The organism is Mesorhizobium sp. BE184 (assembly GCF_031457045.1).
Taxonomy (GTDB): domain Bacteria; phylum Pseudomonadota; class Alphaproteobacteria; order Rhizobiales; family Rhizobiaceae; genus Mesorhizobium.
This window is the reverse complement of the sequence record NZ_JAVDVU010000001.1, coordinates 862,474-881,979: the sequence shown is the minus strand read 5'-3', so window position 1 is coordinate 881,979 and position 19,506 is coordinate 862,474. Positions and strand designations below refer to the sequence as shown.

Below are 19,506 nucleotides of genomic sequence, written 5' to 3'. Positions count from 1 at the left end.
TGGGAGACAACAGTTGTTCCCCAAGATTCCCCAGCATGGGTCTCCGGTCAATTGCCGAGAAACAGAACTTCCATCGCATAAAGGACAATGCCTGCCAGGCCGCCGACGATCATGCCGTTGAAGCGGATATACTGGAGGTCCCGACCGATGTTCGTCTCGATCAGGCGGGTCAACTGCGCCAGATCCCAACGCTTGACCTGGTCGGCGATGAATTTCGAGACACCGCTCTTCTGGCTTTCCACGAACGAGGCCAGCGCCACCACGAAACCTTGATTCATGTCCGCCCTGATGCGCTCGTCACCAGCCAGATGCTTGCCGACTTCGACAAACATGCCGGTGAGATGTTGGCGGATCATGGAGTTTGGCGCGGCCGCATCCTGTTCGATAAAGGCGCGCATGCTTTCCCACACGTCGTGCGCTAGATCGCGGATTTCGGTACGGGCAAGAAAATCCCTCTTCAGTTTCTCGGCGCGGCGCGCATAGTCCTTCGAGCTTTTCAGGCGTTCTATGAAGGTCTCGACGAAGCGATCGAACTCCTCGCGCATCGGGTGGTCCGGATCGTTCCTGATCTCTTCGAGCAGAGCCCCGGAAGACGCCACGATCTTCTTCAGCAGATAGGCATCGGCCCGAAACAGGTTGAAAAGCGAAGGAAGTTCCTCGCGGATTTTCTCGCGCATGGCAGCCAGCGCCTGCTCGTCGCTCAGGAATCGGCCGACGACCCGCGTGAATTCGTCGAACAGTTTCTGGTGCCGGCGGTCCTGCGTGAATGCCGACAGCAGCTCGGCGGCCAGGGGTGCAAGCCGCACCTTGTCGACCTGCTCCAGCATCCGGTTGGCGACGAAGCCGCGCAGTTCCGATTTCTCGATCGCGGTCAGCGTCTGCGGGACCAATCGCGCGACGAAACGGGACAGGCCCGCGGCGCGTTCATGGTCCGACAGCCAATCGGCGACAAGGGCGGCGAAATCCACCTCCCTGAGTTTTTCGCGCACCGGCCCGGGCGCGAGGAAATTGGCCTCGATGAAGCTGCCGAGATTGTCGGCGATGCGGTTCTGGTTCGCCGGGATGATCGCGGTGTGGGGAATGGGCAACCCAAGCGGCCGGCGAAACAGCGCCACCACCGCATACCAGTCGGCCAACCCGCCGATCGTGGCCGCCTCGGCGAAAGCGGCGACGAAACCCAGCCAGGGGTGGCTGCTCTCCAGTGATTTCGCCACCGCGAACACGATCACGCACAGCGCCAGCGCCGCGGCGGCGAGCAGCTTGGTGCGCCGCAGGGCCGCGAGCTTGCCCTGCATGGCGCCGGAAGTGTCACCTGTGGCCGCGCCCAGTTCAGGTTGCGTCATCGTCGATCCGTCCGTTCCGTCGCGGAATACCCTAACATCGTGCAACTGGTTGCGGCGAACGCGCAAATCAATGGAAAGGCTTTTCGATTTTCGACCCGAACGCGCATCCGGAATGTTCGACTGCCGGCCGTCACGCCCCCATCATGCGCGCTTCATAAGTTCAAGTCTGGCATGTTCCGTGCCGGTTCTGTAGTTGTTTCAGCCCGTCAACAGCAGTGAGGATTCGTGATGGCGAACACGAACATCGACCACGCCTTTACCGCGCGCGGCAAGACAGGCGCTTCTTTCGAGCCGACCTATGCCGGCGCGCTTTCCTTCATGCGCCGCCGCTACACGAAGGACGTCAAGGGCGCGGACGCTGTCGTTTGGGGTATTCCGTTCGATGCCGCCGTCACCAATCGTCCGGGCGCCCGCTTCGGGCCGCAGGCCATTCGTCGCGCCTCGGCGATCCTCGACAACGATCCGCAATACCCGTTCGCGCAGGACCTGTTCGAGACGCTCGCGGTCGTCGATTACGGCGACTGCCTGCTCGACAACGGCAACCACCAGAAAACGCCCTCGACCATCGAGCGCGAAGCGGCGAAACTGCTGAAATCAGGCGCTTTCCTGCTTTCGCTCGGTGGCGACCATTTCGTTACCTATCCTATCCTCAAGGCGCACGCCGCGATCCATGGACCGCTGGCGCTGGTGCAGTTCGACGCTCATCAGGACACATGGCCGGATGACGGCAAGCGGATCGACCACGGCTCCTTCGTCGGCCGCGCCGTCAAGGAAGGCCTGATCGATCCCGACCGCTCGATCCAGATTGGCATCAGAACGCACGCGCCCGAGACCTTCGGCATCAAGATCCTCTACGGCCACGAGATCGAAGAGATGCGCGCCTCCGACATCGCCTATGCAATCGTGGACCGCACGGGTGGCAAGAAGACCTATGTCACCTTCGACATCGATTGCCTCGACCCGGCCTTCGCGCCCGGAACGGGAACGCCGGTTGCCGGCGGGCCGTCCTCGGCGAAAATCCTGTCGACGTTGCGCCAGCTCAACCAGATCGACATCGTTGGCGCCGACGTGGTGGAGGTTGCGCCGCCCTACGACCATGCCGATATTACCGCAATCGCAGGATCGACCGTGGCGATGCACTATCTCGGACTTCTGGCTGAGCGCAAAGCGAGGGCGGAAGAGATGAACCATGGACTGCATGAAGGGCATGGCATATAGGCCGCAGCCGGCAGGCAAGGCCATTCAGGAACGACAGACATGAAACCGAAAATCTTCATCGACGGCGAACACGGAACCACGGGGCTGCAGATCCGAGCTCTTCTGGCCGAGCGCGGCGATCTCGAGATCATTTCGGTGCCGGTGGAACGCCGCAAGGAGCTCGCCGCGCGGGCGGAGTTCCTCAATGCCGCCGATGTCGCCATCCTCTGCCTGCCGGACGATGCAGCGAAGGAGAGCGTCTCGCTGATCGAGAACGGAACAACGCGGGTCATCGACGCCTCGACCGCGCATCGCGTGGCGAACGGCTGGGCCTACGGTTTCGCCGAGATGGACAAGGATCAGGCGAAGGCCATTGCCAGCGCCAAGCGCGTCGCCAACCCCGGCTGCTGGCCACAAGGCCCGATCGCAACGCTGCGGCCGCTGGTTGCGGCGGGTATCCTGCCTGCGGATTATCCCGTCACCGTCAACGGCATCACCGGCTATTCGGGCGGCGGCCGTCCGATGATCGAGGATTACGTCGCCAAGGGCGAGGACGCGCCGGAATTCTTCCCCTACGGCCTAAACCTGCAGCACAAGCATGTGCCGGAAATAAAGGCCTATGCAAAGCTCTCGCACGATCCGATCATGCAGCCGGCGATCGGCAACTTCGCACAGGGCATGATCACCGTCGTGCCGCTGCAACTCGGCGGATTGGACAAGGTGCCAAGCGGTTCCGAACTCCACGCAGCCATCGCCGATCATTTCGCCGGCATCAAGGGCGGCGTGGTCGAAGTCGCACCCTATGAAGCTGTCGAGCGAGTGCCGGAAATCCAGCCGGAAGAATACAACGGCACCAACCGGATGAAGGTCTACGTTTTCGCCAACGACAAGCGGGCGCAGGCGCTGCTGGTGGCCGTCTACGACAATCTCGGCAAGGGCGCTTCGGGCGCCGCGGTGCAGAACATGGACATCATGCTCGGCCTTCACGGGTGAGCCTGATGCCATCCTTCCCGCGCCGCTGGAATGTGAGCGGCGCGGAATTGATTGCCGAAACGTTTTCAAGCCGCATCTGGAAAGTTGTCCGCGACGACGGCACGACGGCCATCATCAAGGATCTCAAGCCATTCGACGACGTCGAGGACGAATTGCGCGGCAAGCATCTGCTGCGCTGGCTGGATGGCCGTGGCGCGGTGCGCCTGCTCGGAACCGACGGCAACCGGATGCTCCTCGAATATGCCGGCGAACGGCACCTGACCGAAGTTCTCGACAAGGCAGGAGACACGGCGGCCACGGAGATCGCCGCCGATGTGATGGCGCGGCTGCATGCCCCTTCCGACCGCCCTGCCCCAACCGGTTTGCAACAGCTGCGGCAGCGTTTCGTCGCGCTGTTCCGTGTAGCCGAGGCGGAGCGTAAAGCCGGCTCTTCTGGCCTCTATGCGCAAGCCGCCGCCGTGGCGCAGGAATTGCTCGACGACGCACGCGACATCCGCCCTCTGCATGGCGATTTGCACCATGAAAACATCATCGAGAGCCGTCGCGGCTGGCTCGCCATCGACCCCAAGGGCGTCCTTGGCGACCCATGTTTCGATGCCGCCAACATGTTCTTCAATCCCCTTGACCGCGATGCGCTTTGCAAGGACCTCGAGCGCATCGCCGGGATGGCGGCGATCTTCCACAATGTGCTGATGCTCGATCCGCGCCGCGTGCTCGACCACGCCTTTGCCTATGGCTGCCTGTCGGCGGCCTGGCACGCGGAAGACGGGAACGACGCGGATGAGGAACGCGAACTGTCGGTCACAGCGGCGGTCCGGGCAGTTCGGCTCAGCTTCTGACGGCGATGTCGTTCGGCAGCGGGTAAGCCCCCTTGGTGCCGCGCCAATGCGCGGCGGCGAAGCCAAGCAGGACCAGGGCAAAGCCCTGATGCGTCAACGCCAGATGCAGGGGCGCCTGCATCAGCAGCGTCGAAATACCGATGGCCGCCTGCGCCAATACAAGAAGGAACATCAGCGTGGCGCGCCGCGCATGGGTGGTGCCCGGCAGGCGCCTGTGCGTAGCGATCATATGCCAGGCCGCGACGACAAAGACGGTGTAGGCGCCGATGCGATGCACGAACTGCACGGTCTTGGGGTTCTCGAAGAAATTGCGCCAGGCGGGATCGAGGATGAGCAGGTCGCCCGGAATGATTCGGCCATCCATCAGCGGCCAGGTGTTGTAGCTGAGGCCGGCATCCAGTCCGGCCACAAGTCCGCCGAGATAAATCTGCACCAGCGCCAGAAGCACCAACACTCCGGCCATTCGTTGCGTCGCATCGTCGGCCGGCGGTTCGGAATAGCGCGCCAGTCCGCGGGCGACGACCATGGTGGCGGTGAAGATCAGAGCCGCGATGGTGAGGTGGGTCGCCAGCCGGTACTGGCTGACATCCACCCTATCGACAAGACCGGAAGCCACCATCCACCAGCCGACCGCGCCCTGTAGCCCGCCCAGCGCCAATATCCCCACTAGCTTGGGGGTCAGACCGCGTTCGATGCGCCGTGTCGCCCAGAAGAACAGCAGCGGCAGCGCAAAGACGAAGCCAACGCCGCGCGCCAGTATGCGGTGCGCCCATTCCCACCAGAAGATCGACTTGAAGGCATGGACATCCATGCCCTTGTTGATCTCCGAATATTGCGGAATCTGCTGATAGCGGGCGAACTCCTCCTGCCATTCCGCATCGTTGAGCGGCGGAATGACGCCATGGATGGGTTTCCATTCGGTGATCGACAGGCCGGAGTTGGTCAGCCTTGTCGCGCCGCCGACCAACACCAGTGCGAACAGCACCAGAAGCACCAGATAGAGCCAGCCGCGAACCAGCGCGCGGTTGTGCAGGTCGCGGTGGCGGGCAACCAGCGGCTCTGCTGTCGAGGAAATGCTGCTCATATCCATGATCCGTTCGGTCAAGGTGGCGGATAGGTGAACCATGACACAGACGCTGGCAAGGCCGGACGGCGCGGCACGCGGTCGCGCCGTCCGTGACGGGTTGCGCCGAAAGCGCGGCGGGCCTAAGCGATATTTCCAAAAGAGAGCGTGACATGCCCATCCGCCTGAAGAAACTGATCGGAACCGTGCTGCTCGTGCTGCTGGTGATCGTCTATGCCATCGTGGCGACGATCGTGGCGGTGGCGCAGCTTTCGCAATCCGGGCCGCTGGCGCATCTGCTTTTCTTCCTGCTGAGCGGCCTTGTGTGGGTGCTGCCCGCGATGGGCATCATCAAATGGCTGATCCTCGAACCCGGCCCAAAACCCTGACGATCCGGCGATCAGGCGGCATCTTCCCGATCGTGTCGATCATTCATTCATCTTTTACGCCTAGTTTTGCCTCGCCAATGTGCCCATGCAAGCACGGGCGCACCGCGCCAAGGACGGAAAGATGATCGACGCGACAGCGTCATTCGACGGAAACGGCTCCACGGCCGCGATGGCGATGCAACGCGCCTCGTCGGGCCCTGCGGTCAGCGTCACCGTCTCCGCTGCATCCTCCGAAACCCTCGCCGCCTACGAACAATTCTGTCGCTCCGCCGTGTTCGCGCCCGCGCAAAGCGGAAGATGGGTGCGGCACTGGGTTGGAGAAGTCCATCCAGACTCGCTGATGGCCATGTTGAATGTCGATGGCCGCCCTGTTTTGGCGCTGGCGCTGGAAGTCGTTCGGTCCGGTCCTTTCCGGGTTGCCCGCTTCATGGGCGACCGTCATGCCAATGGCAATTTCGCCGCCGCCGATCCGGAATGGCTGGGTCGGGTGAGCTGTCAGGCTGTGCGCTCGCTGTTCGACGAGATTGCCCGCCTGCGGCCGGATATCGACGTGCTGGCGCTGCAGCGGCTGCTGCCGGAACTCGATGGCCGGGCAAACCCGCTCTCCGCCCTGCCGAATTTTCCGAGCCCCAACCTGTCGCTTGCCGTCGATCTTGACGGAGGTTTTGACGGATTGCTTGATCGGGCCAGCGGCAAGCGGAAGCGCAAGAAGCATCGCTCGCAGACGCGCAAATTCGAGACGGCCGGCAGCTTCCGTCGGCTGCGGGCGACGACACCGACAGAGGTCCATTCGCTGCTCGACGCATTCTTCGGGATGAAGGAATTCCGCTTTCGCCGCATGGGCATCCCCAATGCCTTCGGCAGCGCCGATGTCAGGGTGTTCTTTCATGCGCTGTTTACCGATGCGCTGCGGGAACAAGAACCTTCTTTCGTCCTGCACGGTCTGGAGGTCGGCGGCAAACTGCGCGCGGTAACCGGCTCAAGCCTCTCGGGAAAGCGGCTGATCTGCGAGTTCGGGGCCATCGCAGAAGATGAGCTCGCCTATGCCAGCCCGGGCGATTTCCTGTTCTTCGAAAACATCAAGGAAGCCTGCCAACAGGGCTTTGCCGTTTATGATTTCTCCGTCGGTGACGAGCCCTACAAGCGACTTTGGTGTGATCTGGAAACCCAGCATGTCGACGTACTGGTTCCGCTGACCGCGAAAGGCCGGGCCCTTTCCTTCGTCCTTCACCAGAACGCCCGCGCGAAGGCGTTCGTCAAGAACAGCCCGACAATATGGAAGCTGACCAAGATGCTGCGCCGCAAGGCGGCGGGCAAACAGACGCCGTCCGAGGACGATAGCTAACGAGCACTTTGTGAAAGTCTTCAGGCTGCCGAGCGGCGTCCCGGCAGCGGCGGCGGTTCGTAGCCGACCGGCGTCACCAGCGTCAAATCAGGATAGCCGCTTTCGATCAATTTTACCGCCGCGTCTGCCACGGCGTCGTCGGGCTCCAGCATCGAAACGAACACTTCTGTCGCGTCGCCGACAAGGCGGCGGATGCCTTGGGCATCGGCTGGCCCACACTCGACGACCACGAGGTCATAGGCAGTCGTCAGTGACTGCATGATGATCGGCAACCGGTCGGCCGCGCGCATGGCGCGCACCGGATCGGCGGTTCCCACCGGGATGACATGGCAATCCGAATAATGGTCGGCGTGAATGACGTCGCTGAACTGCGACTGCGAGGAAAGCAGATTGGTAATCCCCTGAAACAGGCCGCTGTCCAGCATGGGCAGCGAGGCGGCGCCCGAAGCCGTAAGATCGAGCAGCAGGACACGCAGGCCGGAATCCGCAACCTCGCGCGCTACCAAGATCGAGCTGGCAGCGGCCTCGTCCCCTTCTGGAGACACGAAGATGGCGCGGGCAGCCCCGCCAGCGATCAGTTTTTCAGCCGCCTTTTCGATGTCGATCTCGCCCAGCCGCGAAACCGTGCGCTCTAGCTTGCGTGGCGCCGGCGCGGCAGGCTCAAAACGAACCTCCCTCTCGCTCTCCCATTCGCGGGCAACAGCCTCGGGCGACAGGGATGGCTCGGGCGGCAAAGGCTCATCGCGTCGAGGACGCGCCGGTAGCACTGGCGGCAGATCTTCGCGCGCCGCATCAGGTTGGGCGACCGGCATGGCGACCTCCTCCACAGGCTCCAGACGGCGGCCTGGGGCGGGGCGCATGGCGCGGCCGGAGAAAAGCTCCTGCAGCAACGTCACGATGGCCATGATCAGCAGCGAGCCGACAAAGGCCGCCGCGACGATCGGGATCGTCTTGGGGAAATAGGCTTCGGTGGGAGCGACTGCGGGCGAGAAGACGCGTGCATCGACCGGCAGGTAATTGCGGTCGGTGCGTGAGGCGGCCTCGCGGTAGCGCGTCATGTAGGATTCGAGCAGTTGGCGCTGGGTGTTGGCCTCACGCTCCAGCGCATTGAGCTCTACCTGCTCCTCGCCAGCGCGCGCCGATTCGGCCTTCAACTTGTTCAAATCGGCGATAAGCTGATTTTCCCGCGCCTGGGCGGTCTGCGCCTCGGTGACGAGGCCCTTGAGCACTTTCTGGGCTTCGTTGCGGATCTGCTGGTCGAGATCGACAAGCTGCGAGCGCAGCGCGCGAATGCGCGGGTGATTGTCGAGCAGCGAGGTCGAGAGATCGGCGATGTCGGACTTGAGCTGGACCTGCCGTTCGCGCAGCCTCTGGATCAGTGTCGAGGACAAGACTTCCGGCAATGCGTCTAGCGAACCGCCGCCATCGAGCGCCTTGCGCACACCGGCGGCAGTCGCCTCCGCCGAAGCGCGGCTGGCGCGGACGCGCGACAGTTCGGAAGACATTTCCGAAAGCTGCTGCGTGGCGAGAATGGAATTGTTCTGGCCGATCAGAAGATCGGACTGCGCGCGGTAGGCGGCGACCTTGCCCTCGGCGTCCTTGACGCGCTTGGAAAGATCGGCGATTTCCGGCGCCAGCCAGTCCGTCGCGGCCGAATTGGATTCCTGCTTGGCGTTGCCCTGGAAGGCGATATAGGCGTTGGCGATCGCATTCGGGATTTCCGCCGCCAGTTTCGGGTCCTGTGACGAAAACTCGATGACGATGACGCGCGACGTCTCGACGCGATAGACATTGAGCTTCTCACGCATGCTTTTCAGCACGCGCTCCTCGGCCGGGATTTCACCCGGATCGCTTTTCAGTCCGGCGATGATCAGAAGGCGATCGACGGCCGATGTGTGGGCGGTGGGATCGAATTCCGGCAGACGGGCAAGATCAAGCTTCTGCGCGACTCGCTTCAGGATGTCGGAGGACGCGATGACCTCGACCTGGCTGGTGACCCCCTCCTCATCCAGGATCGGCCGGTCCGCCTCGGAGTTCCCATCGGGGCGGGTGAAAACCGATTCGCGCGTTTCGATCAGAAGGCGGGTTTCCGCCTTGTATTGCGGCGTCGCGAGCCAGGCCAGAACGAAAGCCAGCGTGGCGACCGCAACGGCGACAATGGCGATCCGCAGCCAGTTTCTGGCAAGACTGCCAAAGAGCCGCCTGAGGTCGACATCGATATCTGCGGCCGTGGATTGTACGCCTGACATGCATCCTGCTCCCATACCGGGTTGGGCTGCAGCGTAAACAACTATGGTAACTCAGCGGTTAAGAGACGAAGTCACGGCATCTGGCGATGCGATCGTCAGGATCAGAGAAATCACCGCGCGCGCGACCGCGAGGGCGCGGCAATTCCGAGACTTCTTTTACCGACCATTAACCCTAACAGGAGGATAACGGCATCGATCCTCAGAGTCGCCGCAACGTTTCCGGCGACCAGACGAAAGTGTGTTGCACGGTGATGAAAAGCCCCGCCCCGCTGTTTCGAGCACTTCTTGCCGTCTCGCTGCTCGCCGGCTGCTCCAGTTACCGCCCGGCGCCTGCCGCCTTCCATGATGTCCTCAACCAACCCTATCGCCTTGGCGCCGGCGACCGTGTCCGCATCACCGTGTTCGAACAGGAAGGGCTGACGAACACCTACAGCGTCGATCAATCGGGCTATTTGTCGCTTCCGCTGGTCGGCCTGGTTCCGGCGCGCGGACACTCGGCCCAGCAGCTTGAGGGCGAAATCGCCGCCAAATTGCGCCAGGGCTATTTGCGCGATCCGGACGTATCGGTCGAGATAGACCGCTATCGGCCGATCTTCGTCATGGGCGAAGTCGGCGCCGCCGGCCAGTACTCCTATGTTCCCGGCCTGACCGTCCAGAAGGCGGTGGCGATCGCCGGCGGTTACAGCGCCCGAGCCAATCAGGGCAGCGTCGACATTACCCGCGACATCAACGGCAAGGTGATCACCGGAACGGTCAGAACATCCGACCCGCTGTTGCCCGGCGACACCGTTTACGTCCGCGAACGGCTGTTCTGACGCCGTGGCAGGCAGGTTGAGGATCGTTCACTGCTTTCGGTCGCCTGTCGGAGGCATATTCCGGCACGTGCGCGACCTGACGGATGCGCAGATCGCGCAAGGCCATCAGGTCGGCATCGTGTGCGATTCCACCACCGGTGGCGAGTTCGAGGAACGCCTCTTCGACGACATGAAGGAAAAACTGGCGCTGGGCGTACATCGCACGCCGATGCAGCGTCATATCGGGCCCGGCGACATCGCCTCGGCCTGGAGGACATACAGGATCATCAAGGAATTGCAGCCGGACGTGCTTCATGGGCACGGCGCCAAGGGTGGAACCTATGCGCGTCTGTTCGGCTCGCTGTTGCGGGTATCAAGGTCTCGCGTAGCCCGCCTTTATTCGCCGCATGGCGGCAGCCTGCATTATGACGAGAAGACATTCGTCGGCAGGATTTTTTTCTCCATCGAGCGGCTGATGGCCCGCTTTACCGACTATCTGCTGTTCGTTTCGGACTATGAATATCAAGCCTACAGGCGCAAGGTCGGCGAACCGCCGGTGCCGAACGGCCTGGTTTACAACGGCCTGCGCGCCGAAGAATTCGAACCCGTCGTCTCGGCTCCGGGTGCGGCTGACCTGCTCTACATCGGCATGATGCGCGATCTCAAAGGACCGGATATCTTCATCGATGCGCTGGCGCAGGCCGAACTTCGACTCGGACGCGACATCAGCGCCGTCATGGTGGGCGATGGTGACGACCTTCCGCGCTACCGCGACCAGGTCAAGCGGCTCGGGCTCGACGAGCGGGTGCGCTTCATGCCGCCAATGCCGGCGCGCAAGGCGTTCGCGCTGGCCCGTCTGGTCATCGTCCCGTCGCGAGCCGAGGCGATGCCCTACATCGTCCTCGAAACGCTGGCCGCGGGCAAACCCATGATCGCCAGCGCCGTCGGCGGCATTCCGGAGATTTTCGGCGCCGGCTCCGCGGCGCTGGTGAAGCCGGATGCGGCCGAACTGGCCGACAAGATCGCCGACGCCCTTGGCGACCTCGACGCATACAGCCGCCTGATGCCCGACATTTCCGACCTGAAGAAGCGGTTCGGCGCAGACGTTATGGCGGCCGACATCGAGAAGGCTTATTTTTCCGCCCTCAGGCGCTGATCCTGAAACCAGGCCATTCCAAAGCTAAACGTTGTTTCAAGGCTTTCTTAGCTCTCTCTTGCTAGTCTGTTGGCAGAGTAGCCGAGCAATCCCATGAACGAAATCGACCCCGCGCACCGTTTCTCGATGGACGCGGTGCGCAAATTCGAGACCCCAGATTCCGCCCCGTCATCGACGGGAATTAATGACGTGGCGCGACAGGTGGCTTCGCAATACAGGCGGGACACCATGTCTCCGGTCATGGTCAGCGGCGTCCTGCGGTTGGTCGAATTTTCGCTGCTGCTCCTCTCAGGCATTGCGGTCTACTGCTATTTCGTCGGGTTCTTCACCCATCTGGCCTGGCAATACCCGCTTGTCATCGCCGCAACCTCATTGCTGGCCATCGTCCTGCTCGACGTGACCGATTTTTATCAGGTCTCCACATTGATGCGGCCCGTCACGAATTTCGGGCGTCTGCTGCTTATCTGGTCGGGAACCTTCGCGCTGATGGCGTTGACGGCCTTCTTCATGAAGATGTCGGCGGACTATTCGCGCCTTCTCTTCGGCACCTGGTTCGTGGCCGGTTTCGTGCTCCTGTTCAGCCTCAGGCTCGTCATGTCGGTCCTGCTGCGGCGCTGGGCCCGCGACGGCCGCATGGAACGGCGCGCTGTGATCGTCGGCGGCGGCAAGGCGGCCGAGGGGCTGATCCGCTCGGTCGAGAAGCAGCCTTACAACGATATCCGTATCTGCGGCATCTTCGACGACCGCGACGACCGGCGTTCGCCGCCCATCGTCGCCGGCTATCCGAAGCTCGGCAATGTTTCGGAGTTGATCGAGTTCGCGCGGATCGCGCGCATCGACATGCTGATCGTGTCGCTGCCGATCACGGCGGAAACCCGCGTGCTCCAGCTTTTGAAGAAGCTCTGGGTGCTGCCGGTCGATATCCGGCTTTCCGCCCACTCCAACGCGCTGCAGTTCCGGCCTCGCGCCTATTCCTATATCGGCGCGGTGCCGATGCTCGATATCTTCGACCGGCCGATCAACGACTGGGATTCGGTCGCCAAGCGTGCCTTCGATATTTTCTTCTCGATTATCGGCATCGTTCTTTTCTCGCCTGTCATGCTGGCCACCGCCATCGCCATCAAGCTGGACAGCCCCGGCCCGGTCCTCTTCAAGCAGAAGCGCCATGGCTTCAACAATGAGGAGATCGAGGTCTACAAGTTCCGGTCCATGTATACGAACCAGTCAGACCCGACCGCCAAGAAGACCGTGACCAAGAACGATCCTCGCGTGACGCGGGTCGGGCGCTTCATCCGCAAGACGTCGGTCGATGAGCTGCCGCAGTTCTTCAATGCACTGTTCGGCTCACTCTCATTGGTCGGACCCCGCCCCCATGCGGTGGCGGCGCAATCGCACAATTTGCTCTACAACGAAGTGGTGGACGGCTATTTCGCCCGCCACAAGGTGAAGCCCGGCGTGACCGGCTGGGCGCAGATCAACGGCTGGCGCGGCGAGATGGACACCAACGAGAAGATCCGGATGCGCACCGAGTTCGATCTCTACTACATCGAGAACTGGTCGTTGATGTTCGACCTCAAGATCCTGCTTTTGACGCCAGCGCGCCTGCTCAACACGGAAAACGCCTATTGAGCGCGGCCTCGCACGCACTGCCGCAAGAGGCCGTCAACGCCAAGCTGATCGCCCTGATCGCTTCCGGTGCGATCTTTCTCGGCGTGTTCCTGTCCGGCTTCGTCATCAACGAGCCGGCGCCCTACGACCTCTACATGACCGGCCTGCTTGTCGTCTGGGCGCTGTTCGGGCTTAGAATATCGCGAGCGATCTCGCCGCTGGTGGTGCTGATCATCCTGTTCAACATCGGCGGCTTCGTCTCGATGACGCAGATGGCCGATCTGATGGATACGCCGCTGTATCTGGCGGTGTCACTGTTCCTGGCCTTCACCGCCATCTTCTTTGCCGCCGTGACCGAGGCGCGACCCGAGACCTACCGGTTGATCTATTTCGCCTATGTCGTTGCCGCCCTGCTGACGTCGCTTGCCGGCATCATTGGCTATTTCGGACTCCTTCCGGGCACCGAGATGTTCACCAAATACGGACGCGCGGCCGGCGTCTTCCAGGATCCGAACGTTTTCGGCCCGTTCCTCGTCCTGCCCGGCATCTACCTGCTCTACCGTCTGATTACCGGGCCGGTCTCTCGCATGCCGCTTCTGGCAATTCCGCTGCTGATCATCATGGCCGGTCTTTTCCTGTCATTCTCACGTGGCGCCTGGGGTCTTTTCGGCGCTTCGGCGATCCTTTTGACGGGCATCCTGTTCCTGCAGAGCCGCAGCGGCGTTTTCAAGCTGCGCATCGTCGTCATGACCATTGTTGCTATCGCGCTGCTGGCGGTGGCGATGATCGTCATCCTGCAGATACCGGGTGTCGCCGACATGCTCTCCGAACGCGCCAAGCTGGCGCAGAACTACGATTCGGCGCGCCTCGGGCGCTTCGCCCGCTATACGATCGGCTTCCAGATGGCGTTGGAGCACCCGCTCGGCATCGGTCCGCTGGTGTTCGGGCAAATCCTTGGCGAGGACACGCACAATATCTGGCTCAAGTCGCTGATGGACTATGGCTGGCTCGGCTTCGTCTCGTATTTGACGCTGACACTATGGACGGTGGCGGCGGGCTTCCGCCTGCTGCTGCGCGACCGGCCGTGGCAGCCCTATGTGTTGTGCGCCTATGTCGTCTATATCGGCCACATCGCCCTCGGCACCTTCATCGACACCGACCACTGGCGGCATTTCTACCTGCTGCTCGGCCTGATCTGGGGCGGCATAGGGCTGGAATACCGTCACCAGTGGCAACTGCGGCACGCGTGGGCGACAGCTGGAAGCCGGCCCGTGCCTGGTCCAACCTCTTAACGCTGCACGTTCCGTCGTATGGACCGCGCGTCCAGCCGGTTGTTATAGATTTTGGTCAGGATTTCGCAGGCCGTCCTGGCGCGCATTTCGGACCGTCCTCCGATGATGCATCCGCCCAGCGTCGCGGGCCGACCCGTCTCATTGTCCCAGACCATCCAGGTGCCGGAACTTTCAGGCATGCACTGAAATCTCGGCAGGCCATTTTCCATGGCATTCCGTTCCTCCACAGGAAGGAACGGCCAAACTGTGCATTCGTTGCTGGCATGTCCGGTTATGGTAAACGAGACGTAACAGAATTTCGAGCGGGGATTTTTCGAAATGGTCGGAGTGGCGGGATTCGAACCCACGACCCCTTGACCCCCAGTCAAGTGCGCTACCGGGCTGCGCTACACTCCGGACCGTGGAAAGCCCTACATTCTCAGTGATTGCGACGCAAGGGGCCAATCGGATGAAATCCACGGCGACGGTTTCCGCGTTGTGCGAAGACCTTGCCTTACCGATCCTTTCAACGCCCCGGCCGCGCCCTTCCGATTTTTCCTAGCTGTTCCATGAACCTTTCCTTGCTTGGCCGCACCCACTGGCCATGGACGCCGCGACGGCGATCCTCCAACAAAGGAAACGTGCAAATGAATACTCTCTCGAATTTCAGGCGCCTGTCCCTCGCTGGGGCGCTGGCGCTGTCCGCGCTCGGCTCGGTTGCCGGCACGGCTTCGGCCGATGTACTTCCAGACGGCAATGGCGGCGCGCTTTGCAAGGGTTCAGGCTCCTGCGTCCTGCTGCAGGCCGAGTGCAAGGGCAAATACACGGACGGCACCCAGACCGACGGAACTGTCTATGGCAAGTGCAGCCAGACCATGAAGGTCGTGCCCGGCGTCAAGCTGAAGACTCGCACGAACTGACCCTATCCCGCATACGAAAAGGCGGTCATGGGAAGACGACCGCCTTTTCTCCGCAGTGCCGTTTTGACTGGAGGTCAGCGGCGGCGGCTGTAGATAACGGTAGCGACAAGGCCGAGCACCACCAGGCCCACCGTAGCGGCGGTCGCCGGGTGATCCCGTGCGGTGGTCTCGAGTGCCCTGGCACGCTTGCGAATCGACGGCAATGCGTCGCTGAAGCGATCGGCGACGTCTGAATACAAATCCCAGGCTGCTTCCCGCCCGCCATCGTAGTAGGCGCTGCCACGCTTCGAGACCGCACGCTTGAGCGCGGAAAGCTCACGCGAAAGCGTCTGGACCTCCTTTTCGAGGTCGATATCGTTCAAATGCGAAAAGAGTGCCATGGGGCGTTTCCCTCGTTGTCAGAGGATTGGAAACGGCCACTCGGCGGGATGGTTCCTGCATGAGACCGAAATGCCGCACCATGCTCCCGCCGTGGCATCCGGCGATAGGCTTTGCGCAATGGCCGAGCGGTGGCTTAGCGGACCTGGTCGAGCAGGCGCTTGCATTCCAGCAAGTCGAACAGCGCCTCCTGAAGCAGCGCGCGGTTGTCGCGCGACAGCTTGCCGGAGTCCGGCTGCACCGGACCATCGTCATCCGCCTTGCCAAGGCCGAAGAAACGCCGGCTGGGCTTCACCTTGGGCTGGCCGACCAGCATTTCCTCGTCGCCCGAACGCGGCTGCGCGCCGGAGGTGAGCGGTACGCTGTCGGCCTGCTTGCGCTGTGCGATGGCTTCCACCGCGGCCATATCGCCATTGCCGATGGCGACAAGGAAATGATTGCCGTTCTCGCGCAGCAGCTTCTGCACGCCCTTGATCGTGTAGCCCTGGTCGTAGAGCATATGGCGTATGCCCTTGATCAGTTCCACATCCTGTGGCCGGTAGTAACGGCGACCGCCGCCGCGCTTCATCGGCTTTATCTGGTTGAACCGCGTTTCCCAGAAACGCAGAACATGCTGCGGAAGATCGAGGTCCTCCGCCACTTCGCTGATGGTTCGGAATGCATCCGGGCTCTTGTCCATGGGGCAATTCCTCACGCTGGACGATGACACGGCATCATACGCCGAATCGAACCGTATTTCAGCGGTTTGCATGCCAACATTCAAGCCGGGCGACAGGTTATCAACCGCACAAGAATAGAAGGCTCTACCAGGAAGCGGGTGGCGGAAGCCGGGAAACTACTTGCCGCTCTTGGACTTGCTGTTCTGATGTGAGCGCAGGATGCGGCTCTTCAGGACATTGGAGGCCTTGAAGGTCATCACGCGCCTCGGCAGGATCGGCACTTCCTCGCCGGTCTTGGGATTGCGGCCGATGCGCTCGTTCTTGGAGCGGACGTGGAACGTGGCGAACGAGGACAGCTTCACCGTTTCGCCGCGCACGATCGCTTCACAAATCTCGTCCAGAACCGCTTCCACGAGTTCGGCAGACTCAGTACGCGACAGGCCGACCTTACGGTAAACGGCTTCGGCAAGATCGGCACGCGTAAGTGTCTTTCCCCCCATGCAACCGTCCCATCAAATCAAAAACATAAATCGTTACAAGCAACTGCCGAGCGTAAGTAATTGACCCGGCAAGGTCAAGGACCGAACCGTCCGGTTCGGCCTCACCATCGAATAAGCACCGCACCCCAGGTAAAGCCGCCACCCATGGCCTCGAGCAGGACGAGATCGCCCTTCTTGATGCGGCCGTCGCCGACCGCGACCGAAAGGGCCAACGGCACCGACGCCGCCGACGTATTACCGTGCAAATCGACCGTCACCACCACCTTTTGCTCGGCTATCCCGAGCTTCTTGGCGGAAGCGTCAATAATTCGTTTATTGGCCTGATGCGGCACGAACCAGTCGAGGTCATCGGCGGTTATGCCGGCCTGCGAAAAGGTTTCCTCGATGACGTCGGTGATCATACCGACCGCATGCTTGAAGACTTCGCGGCCTTCCATGCGGAGGTGGCCGACCGTGCCGGTGGTCGATGGACCGCCATCGACATAGAGCTTTTCCTTGTGCGAACCGTCTGAGCGCAGGCTCTGGGCCAACACGCCGCGATCCGCGACCGTGCCCTCGCCTTCCGCGGCTTCCAGAACCACCGCTCCGGCGCCGTCGCCGAACAGCACGCAAGTGGAACGGTCCTTCCAGTCAAGAATGCGCGAAAAGGTTTCGGAGCCGATGACGAGGACACGTTTGGCCAGTCCGCCCCGTATGTAGAGATCCGCGGTCGTGACCGCATAGACGAAACCGGAGCAGACGGCCTGCATGTCGAAGGCAAAACCGTGCCGCATCCCGAGGCGTTCCTGAATCTCGACGGCGGTGGCAGGGAATGTGTTGTTCGGCGTCGAGGTCGCCAGGACGATCAGGTCGATGTCATCGGCGGTCAGCCCGGCGCTTGCCAATGCGGCGCGCGCGGCCGCCTCTCCCAGCGATGCGGTCGTCTCGTCGTCGGCGGCGATATAGCGCTGGCGGATGCCGGTGCGCTGGATGATCCACTCGTCCGAGGTTTCGACGACGCCTTCCAGATCGGTATTCTTCATGACGCGACGGGGCAACGAAGACCCGACGCCGAGCACAACTGACCTGATCAACTATTCTTACCCTTCTTCGTCGGCTTCAGCGGCAGCTCTGCCTGCCTTCGTAGCCAGCGGATTGCGTGTGTGAAACAGATCGAGATCGGCTTCGATCCGGTCGAGGAGCCGGTTGCGGACCATGTCGTAGGCCAATTCGACCGCAGCGGCAAAGCCTTCCGAATCGGCGCCGCCATGGCTTTTGACGACGATGCCGTTCAAACCCAGAAACACGCCGCCATTCGCGCGGCTGACATCCATTTTTTCACGCAGCGTGTCAAACGCGCTCTTGGCGAGCAGATAGCCGATGCGCGCCATCAGCGTCCGGCTCATCGCCGCGCGCAGATAGCCGGCGATCTGGCGGACGGTGCCTTCGGCGGTTTTCAGCGCGATATTGCCGGAAAAACCTTCCGTCACGACCACGTCCACGGCCCCCTTGCCGATGTCGTCGCCTTCGACGAAGCCATGATAACTCATCGACGCCATGTCGGCCTCGCGCAGCAGGCGGCCGGCGTCCTTGACCTCTTCCTGACCCTTGATCTCCTCGACACCGACATTCAGCAGGCCGACCGAGGGTCGGTTCATGCCGAAGACGGAGCGGGCCATGCCGGTGCCCAATATGGCGAAGTCGACCAGCTGGTGCGAATCGGCGCCGATGGTCGCGCCGACATCCAGAACGATACTTTCGCCGCGCAGGGTCGGCCAGATCGCCGCGATGGCCGGGCGGTCGATGTTGGCCATCGTGCGCAGGCAGAATTTCGACATCGCCATCAGCGCGCCGGTGTTGCCGGCGGAAACGCAGGCTTCGGCGGTACCGCTCTTGACCGCCTCGATCGCCTTCCACATGGACGACTTCCAGCGGCCATGGCGCAGCGCCTGGCTCGGCTTGTCGTCCATCTTCACCGCGATGTCGCAGTGAATGAATTCACTCTTTGCGGCCAGTTGCGGAAATTTCGCCAGTTCTGGGCGCACCGCTTCTTCGCGGCCATAAATGATGAAGCTGATGTCGGGGCGGCGGGTCGCGACCAGCATGAGCGCGGGAATGATCACGCCAGGCCCGTGATCGCCGCCCATGGCATCAATCGAAATTTTGATCACGCGCTGCTCTTCTCACATGTTCGGGCAGGCCGCCCGCGACGTTCGGCGAAAATAGCGGTTTTGGCCGACCGCACAACCGGGTTTTCGTCATTTGCCACGGTTTCAGGATTTTCCGAGCAAGGACCTGAGCTTTTGCTGGAATTCGGTTTCGGGCTGCTCGCCTTCTCCGTCCAGCTCCAGCGAGGCGCCCTGTTTTCTCGGATAGGGATCGATGGCCAGGCCAAAGAACTGCTCCGCCAATGCGCCGACATCCACCGTATCGCCCGAGAACGTCTCCGGACTGTCCGGGCCCTCGGCATCGAGTTGTATTTCGCCGCCGCCCTCGAAGCCAAGCCGTCCAAGCTTGGAGTCCTCAGGCAGGAAAAGACCTTCCACCGCCTCCTCTATATGCGCGGTGATGGGCTCCAGCGTCACGATGCAGGCCTGGGTGATATCGGCTTCCACACGGCCCGATACCTTCACCCCATGGCGTTTCCATGGCGTGACCAGCAGTTCGGCGCGGTAGTTTTCCACTGAAAGCAGATCATGGTCGGCCGCCAGGGCCTGCCTCTGTTTCTCGTCGGCCTCTTGGGCAACGGGCAGCCCCTTCTGCGGCAGCCGCGCGACATGCGCCTCGAAGGAGACCGGGCTTCGGGTTTCGGCATTTCTCATC

19 protein-coding genes and 1 tRNA gene are annotated in these 19,506 nt (G+C 62.1%); 10 read left to right on the top strand and 10 right to left on the bottom strand.

What is annotated here, in order from left to right:
- Positions 1 to 47 precede the first annotated feature (47 nt).
- Entirely contained in the window at positions 48 to 1,343 is a 1,296-nt protein-coding gene (locus J2X35_RS04300; protein WP_310181727.1) for a DUF445 domain-containing protein, read from the bottom strand.
- Between the two features lie 228 nt (positions 1,344 to 1,571).
- Between J2X35_RS04300 and speB the strand changes: the two genes are divergently transcribed.
- From speB to J2X35_RS04285, 3 genes are read left to right on the top strand one after another with little or no spacing between them, the layout of a single operon-like run.
- On the top strand, positions 1,572 to 2,561 hold the full coding sequence (speB, locus tag J2X35_RS04295) for an agmatinase (RefSeq protein WP_310181723.1): 990 nt from the start codon (positions 1,572 to 1,574) through the stop codon (positions 2,559 to 2,561).
- 39 nt (positions 2,562 to 2,600) lie between these two features.
- The gene (gene argC / locus J2X35_RS04290; protein ID WP_310181721.1) at positions 2,601 to 3,533 is read left to right on the top strand and encodes an N-acetyl-gamma-glutamyl-phosphate reductase; all 933 of its coding nucleotides are present in this window, start codon (positions 2,601 to 2,603) and stop codon (positions 3,531 to 3,533) included.
- Positions 3,530 to 4,372 (top strand): aminoglycoside phosphotransferase family protein, encoded by an 843-nt coding sequence (locus J2X35_RS04285; RefSeq protein WP_310181719.1) that lies wholly within the window; start codon positions 3,530 to 3,532, stop codon positions 4,370 to 4,372. The genes argC and J2X35_RS04285 overlap by 4 nt, the downstream gene beginning before the upstream one ends.
- Here the strand turns inward: J2X35_RS04285 and J2X35_RS04280 are convergent.
- On the bottom strand, positions 4,362 to 5,456 hold the full coding sequence (locus J2X35_RS04280) for a COX15/CtaA family protein (RefSeq protein WP_310181718.1): 1,095 nt from the start codon (positions 5,454 to 5,456) through the stop codon (positions 4,362 to 4,364). The genes J2X35_RS04285 and J2X35_RS04280 overlap by 11 nt on opposite strands.
- 152 nt (positions 5,457 to 5,608) lie before the next feature.
- On the opposite strand from J2X35_RS04280, the gene J2X35_RS04275 reads away from it, so the two are divergent.
- Together J2X35_RS04275 and J2X35_RS04270 are read left to right on the top strand one after the other, a co-directional pair.
- Positions 5,609 to 5,824 carry a DUF2842 domain-containing protein gene (locus J2X35_RS04275; protein WP_056109089.1) on the top strand — a complete coding sequence of 72 codons (216 nt, stop codon included), beginning with the start codon at positions 5,609 to 5,611 and terminating at the stop codon, positions 5,822 to 5,824.
- 121 nt (positions 5,825 to 5,945) lie between these two features.
- On the top strand, positions 5,946 to 7,169 hold the full coding sequence (locus J2X35_RS04270) for a GNAT family N-acetyltransferase (protein ID WP_310181714.1): 1,224 nt from the start codon (positions 5,946 to 5,948) through the stop codon (positions 7,167 to 7,169).
- 20 nt (positions 7,170 to 7,189) lie between these two features.
- Here J2X35_RS04270 and J2X35_RS04265 read toward each other — a convergent pair whose 3' ends face one another.
- Entirely contained in the window at positions 7,190 to 9,418 is a 2,229-nt protein-coding gene (locus J2X35_RS04265) for an exopolysaccharide transport family protein (protein WP_310181712.1), read from the bottom strand.
- Positions 9,419 to 9,669: 251 nt separating this feature from the next.
- Between J2X35_RS04265 and J2X35_RS04260 the strand changes: the two genes are divergently transcribed.
- From J2X35_RS04260 to J2X35_RS04245, 4 genes are all read left to right on the top strand, one after another.
- Positions 9,670 to 10,233 carry a polysaccharide biosynthesis/export family protein gene (locus J2X35_RS04260; protein WP_056109085.1) on the top strand — a complete coding sequence of 188 codons (564 nt, stop codon included), beginning with the start codon at positions 9,670 to 9,672 and terminating at the stop codon, positions 10,231 to 10,233.
- A 4-nt stretch (positions 10,234 to 10,237) separates the two neighbouring features.
- Positions 10,238 to 11,368 (top strand): glycosyltransferase, encoded by a 1,131-nt coding sequence (locus tag J2X35_RS04255; protein WP_310181709.1) that lies wholly within the window; start codon positions 10,238 to 10,240, stop codon positions 11,366 to 11,368.
- 93 nt (positions 11,369 to 11,461) lie between these two features.
- Complete coding sequence (locus tag J2X35_RS04250; protein ID WP_310181707.1) at positions 11,462 to 12,997, top strand: undecaprenyl-phosphate glucose phosphotransferase; 1,536 nt, start codon at positions 11,462 to 11,464, stop codon at positions 12,995 to 12,997.
- On the top strand, positions 12,994 to 14,268 hold the full coding sequence (locus J2X35_RS04245; RefSeq protein WP_310181705.1) for an O-antigen ligase family protein: 1,275 nt from the start codon (positions 12,994 to 12,996) through the stop codon (positions 14,266 to 14,268). Before J2X35_RS04250 ends, J2X35_RS04245 begins: the two co-directional genes overlap by 4 nt.
- Before the next feature lie 319 nt (positions 14,269 to 14,587).
- On the opposite strand, the gene J2X35_RS04240 is transcribed toward J2X35_RS04245, so the two are convergent.
- Positions 14,588 to 14,664, bottom strand: a tRNA-Pro gene (locus J2X35_RS04240).
- A 230-nt stretch (positions 14,665 to 14,894) separates the two neighbouring features.
- On the opposite strand from J2X35_RS04240, the gene J2X35_RS04235 reads away from it, so the two are divergent.
- A complete protein-coding gene (locus tag J2X35_RS04235) occupies positions 14,895 to 15,167 on the top strand; it encodes a hypothetical protein (RefSeq protein WP_056109068.1) in 273 nt (90 codons plus the stop codon).
- Positions 15,168 to 15,241: 74 nt separating this feature from the next.
- On the opposite strand, the gene J2X35_RS04230 is transcribed toward J2X35_RS04235, so the two are convergent.
- The 6 genes from J2X35_RS04230 to J2X35_RS04205 all read right to left on the bottom strand — a co-directional run bounded on the left by J2X35_RS04230 (position 15,242) and on the right by J2X35_RS04205 (position 19,505).
- On the bottom strand, positions 15,242 to 15,547 hold the full coding sequence (locus J2X35_RS04230) for a hypothetical protein (RefSeq protein WP_056109065.1): 306 nt from the start codon (positions 15,545 to 15,547) through the stop codon (positions 15,242 to 15,244).
- Positions 15,548 to 15,681: 134 nt separating this feature from the next.
- Positions 15,682 to 16,224, bottom strand: coding sequence for a MerR family transcriptional regulator (locus J2X35_RS04225; RefSeq protein ID WP_056109062.1), 543 nt, complete (start codon positions 16,222 to 16,224; stop codon positions 15,682 to 15,684).
- A 156-nt stretch (positions 16,225 to 16,380) separates the two neighbouring features.
- Positions 16,381 to 16,704 (bottom strand): integration host factor subunit alpha, encoded by a 324-nt coding sequence (locus J2X35_RS04220; protein WP_056109059.1) that lies wholly within the window; start codon positions 16,702 to 16,704, stop codon positions 16,381 to 16,383.
- A gap of 101 nt (positions 16,705 to 16,805) precedes the next feature.
- Entirely contained in the window at positions 16,806 to 17,777 is a 972-nt protein-coding gene (locus tag J2X35_RS04215) for a beta-ketoacyl-ACP synthase III (RefSeq protein WP_310181702.1), read from the bottom strand.
- 6 nt (positions 17,778 to 17,783) lie between these two features.
- Entirely contained in the window at positions 17,784 to 18,854 is a 1,071-nt protein-coding gene (plsX, locus tag J2X35_RS04210) for a phosphate acyltransferase PlsX (protein WP_310181700.1), read from the bottom strand.
- A 102-nt stretch (positions 18,855 to 18,956) separates the two neighbouring features.
- Positions 18,957 to 19,505: a DUF177 domain-containing protein gene (locus J2X35_RS04205; protein WP_310181697.1), complete on the bottom strand. Its 549-nt coding sequence runs from the start codon at positions 19,503 to 19,505 to the stop codon at positions 18,957 to 18,959.
- Between the last annotated feature and the right edge of the window lies 1 nt (position 19,506).

What these genes read in the sequence shown, in the direction of transcription:
- J2X35_RS04300 (WP_310181727.1), bottom strand. Translation starts at nt 1,343, where the DNA reads ATGACGCAACCTGAACTGGGCGCGGCCACAGGTGACACTTCCGGCGCC.
- speB (WP_310181723.1), top strand. Translation starts at nt 1,572, where the DNA reads ATGGCGAACACGAACATCGACCACGCCTTTACCGCGCGCGGCAAGACA.
- argC (WP_310181721.1), top strand. Translation starts at nt 2,601, where the DNA reads ATGAAACCGAAAATCTTCATCGACGGCGAACACGGAACCACGGGGCTG.
- J2X35_RS04280 (WP_310181718.1), bottom strand. Translation starts at nt 5,456, where the DNA reads ATGAGCAGCATTTCCTCGACAGCAGAGCCGCTGGTTGCCCGCCACCGC.
- J2X35_RS04275 (WP_056109089.1), top strand. Translation starts at nt 5,609, where the DNA reads ATGCCCATCCGCCTGAAGAAACTGATCGGAACCGTGCTGCTCGTGCTG.
- J2X35_RS04270 (WP_310181714.1), top strand. Translation starts at nt 5,946, where the DNA reads ATGATCGACGCGACAGCGTCATTCGACGGAAACGGCTCCACGGCCGCG.
- J2X35_RS04265 (WP_310181712.1), bottom strand. Translation starts at nt 9,418, where the DNA reads ATGTCAGGCGTACAATCCACGGCCGCAGATATCGATGTCGACCTCAGG.
- J2X35_RS04260 (WP_056109085.1), top strand. Translation starts at nt 9,670, where the DNA reads ATGAAAAGCCCCGCCCCGCTGTTTCGAGCACTTCTTGCCGTCTCGCTG.
- J2X35_RS04250 (WP_310181707.1), top strand. Translation starts at nt 11,462, where the DNA reads ATGAACGAAATCGACCCCGCGCACCGTTTCTCGATGGACGCGGTGCGC.
- J2X35_RS04235 (WP_056109068.1), top strand. Translation starts at nt 14,895, where the DNA reads ATGAATACTCTCTCGAATTTCAGGCGCCTGTCCCTCGCTGGGGCGCTG.
- J2X35_RS04230 (WP_056109065.1), bottom strand. Translation starts at nt 15,547, where the DNA reads ATGGCACTCTTTTCGCATTTGAACGATATCGACCTCGAAAAGGAGGTC.
- J2X35_RS04225 (WP_056109062.1), bottom strand. Translation starts at nt 16,224, where the DNA reads ATGGACAAGAGCCCGGATGCATTCCGAACCATCAGCGAAGTGGCGGAG.
- J2X35_RS04220 (WP_056109059.1), bottom strand. Translation starts at nt 16,704, where the DNA reads ATGGGGGGAAAGACACTTACGCGTGCCGATCTTGCCGAAGCCGTTTAC.
- J2X35_RS04205 (WP_310181697.1), bottom strand. Translation starts at nt 19,505, where the DNA reads ATGAGAAATGCCGAAACCCGAAGCCCGGTCTCCTTCGAGGCGCATGTC.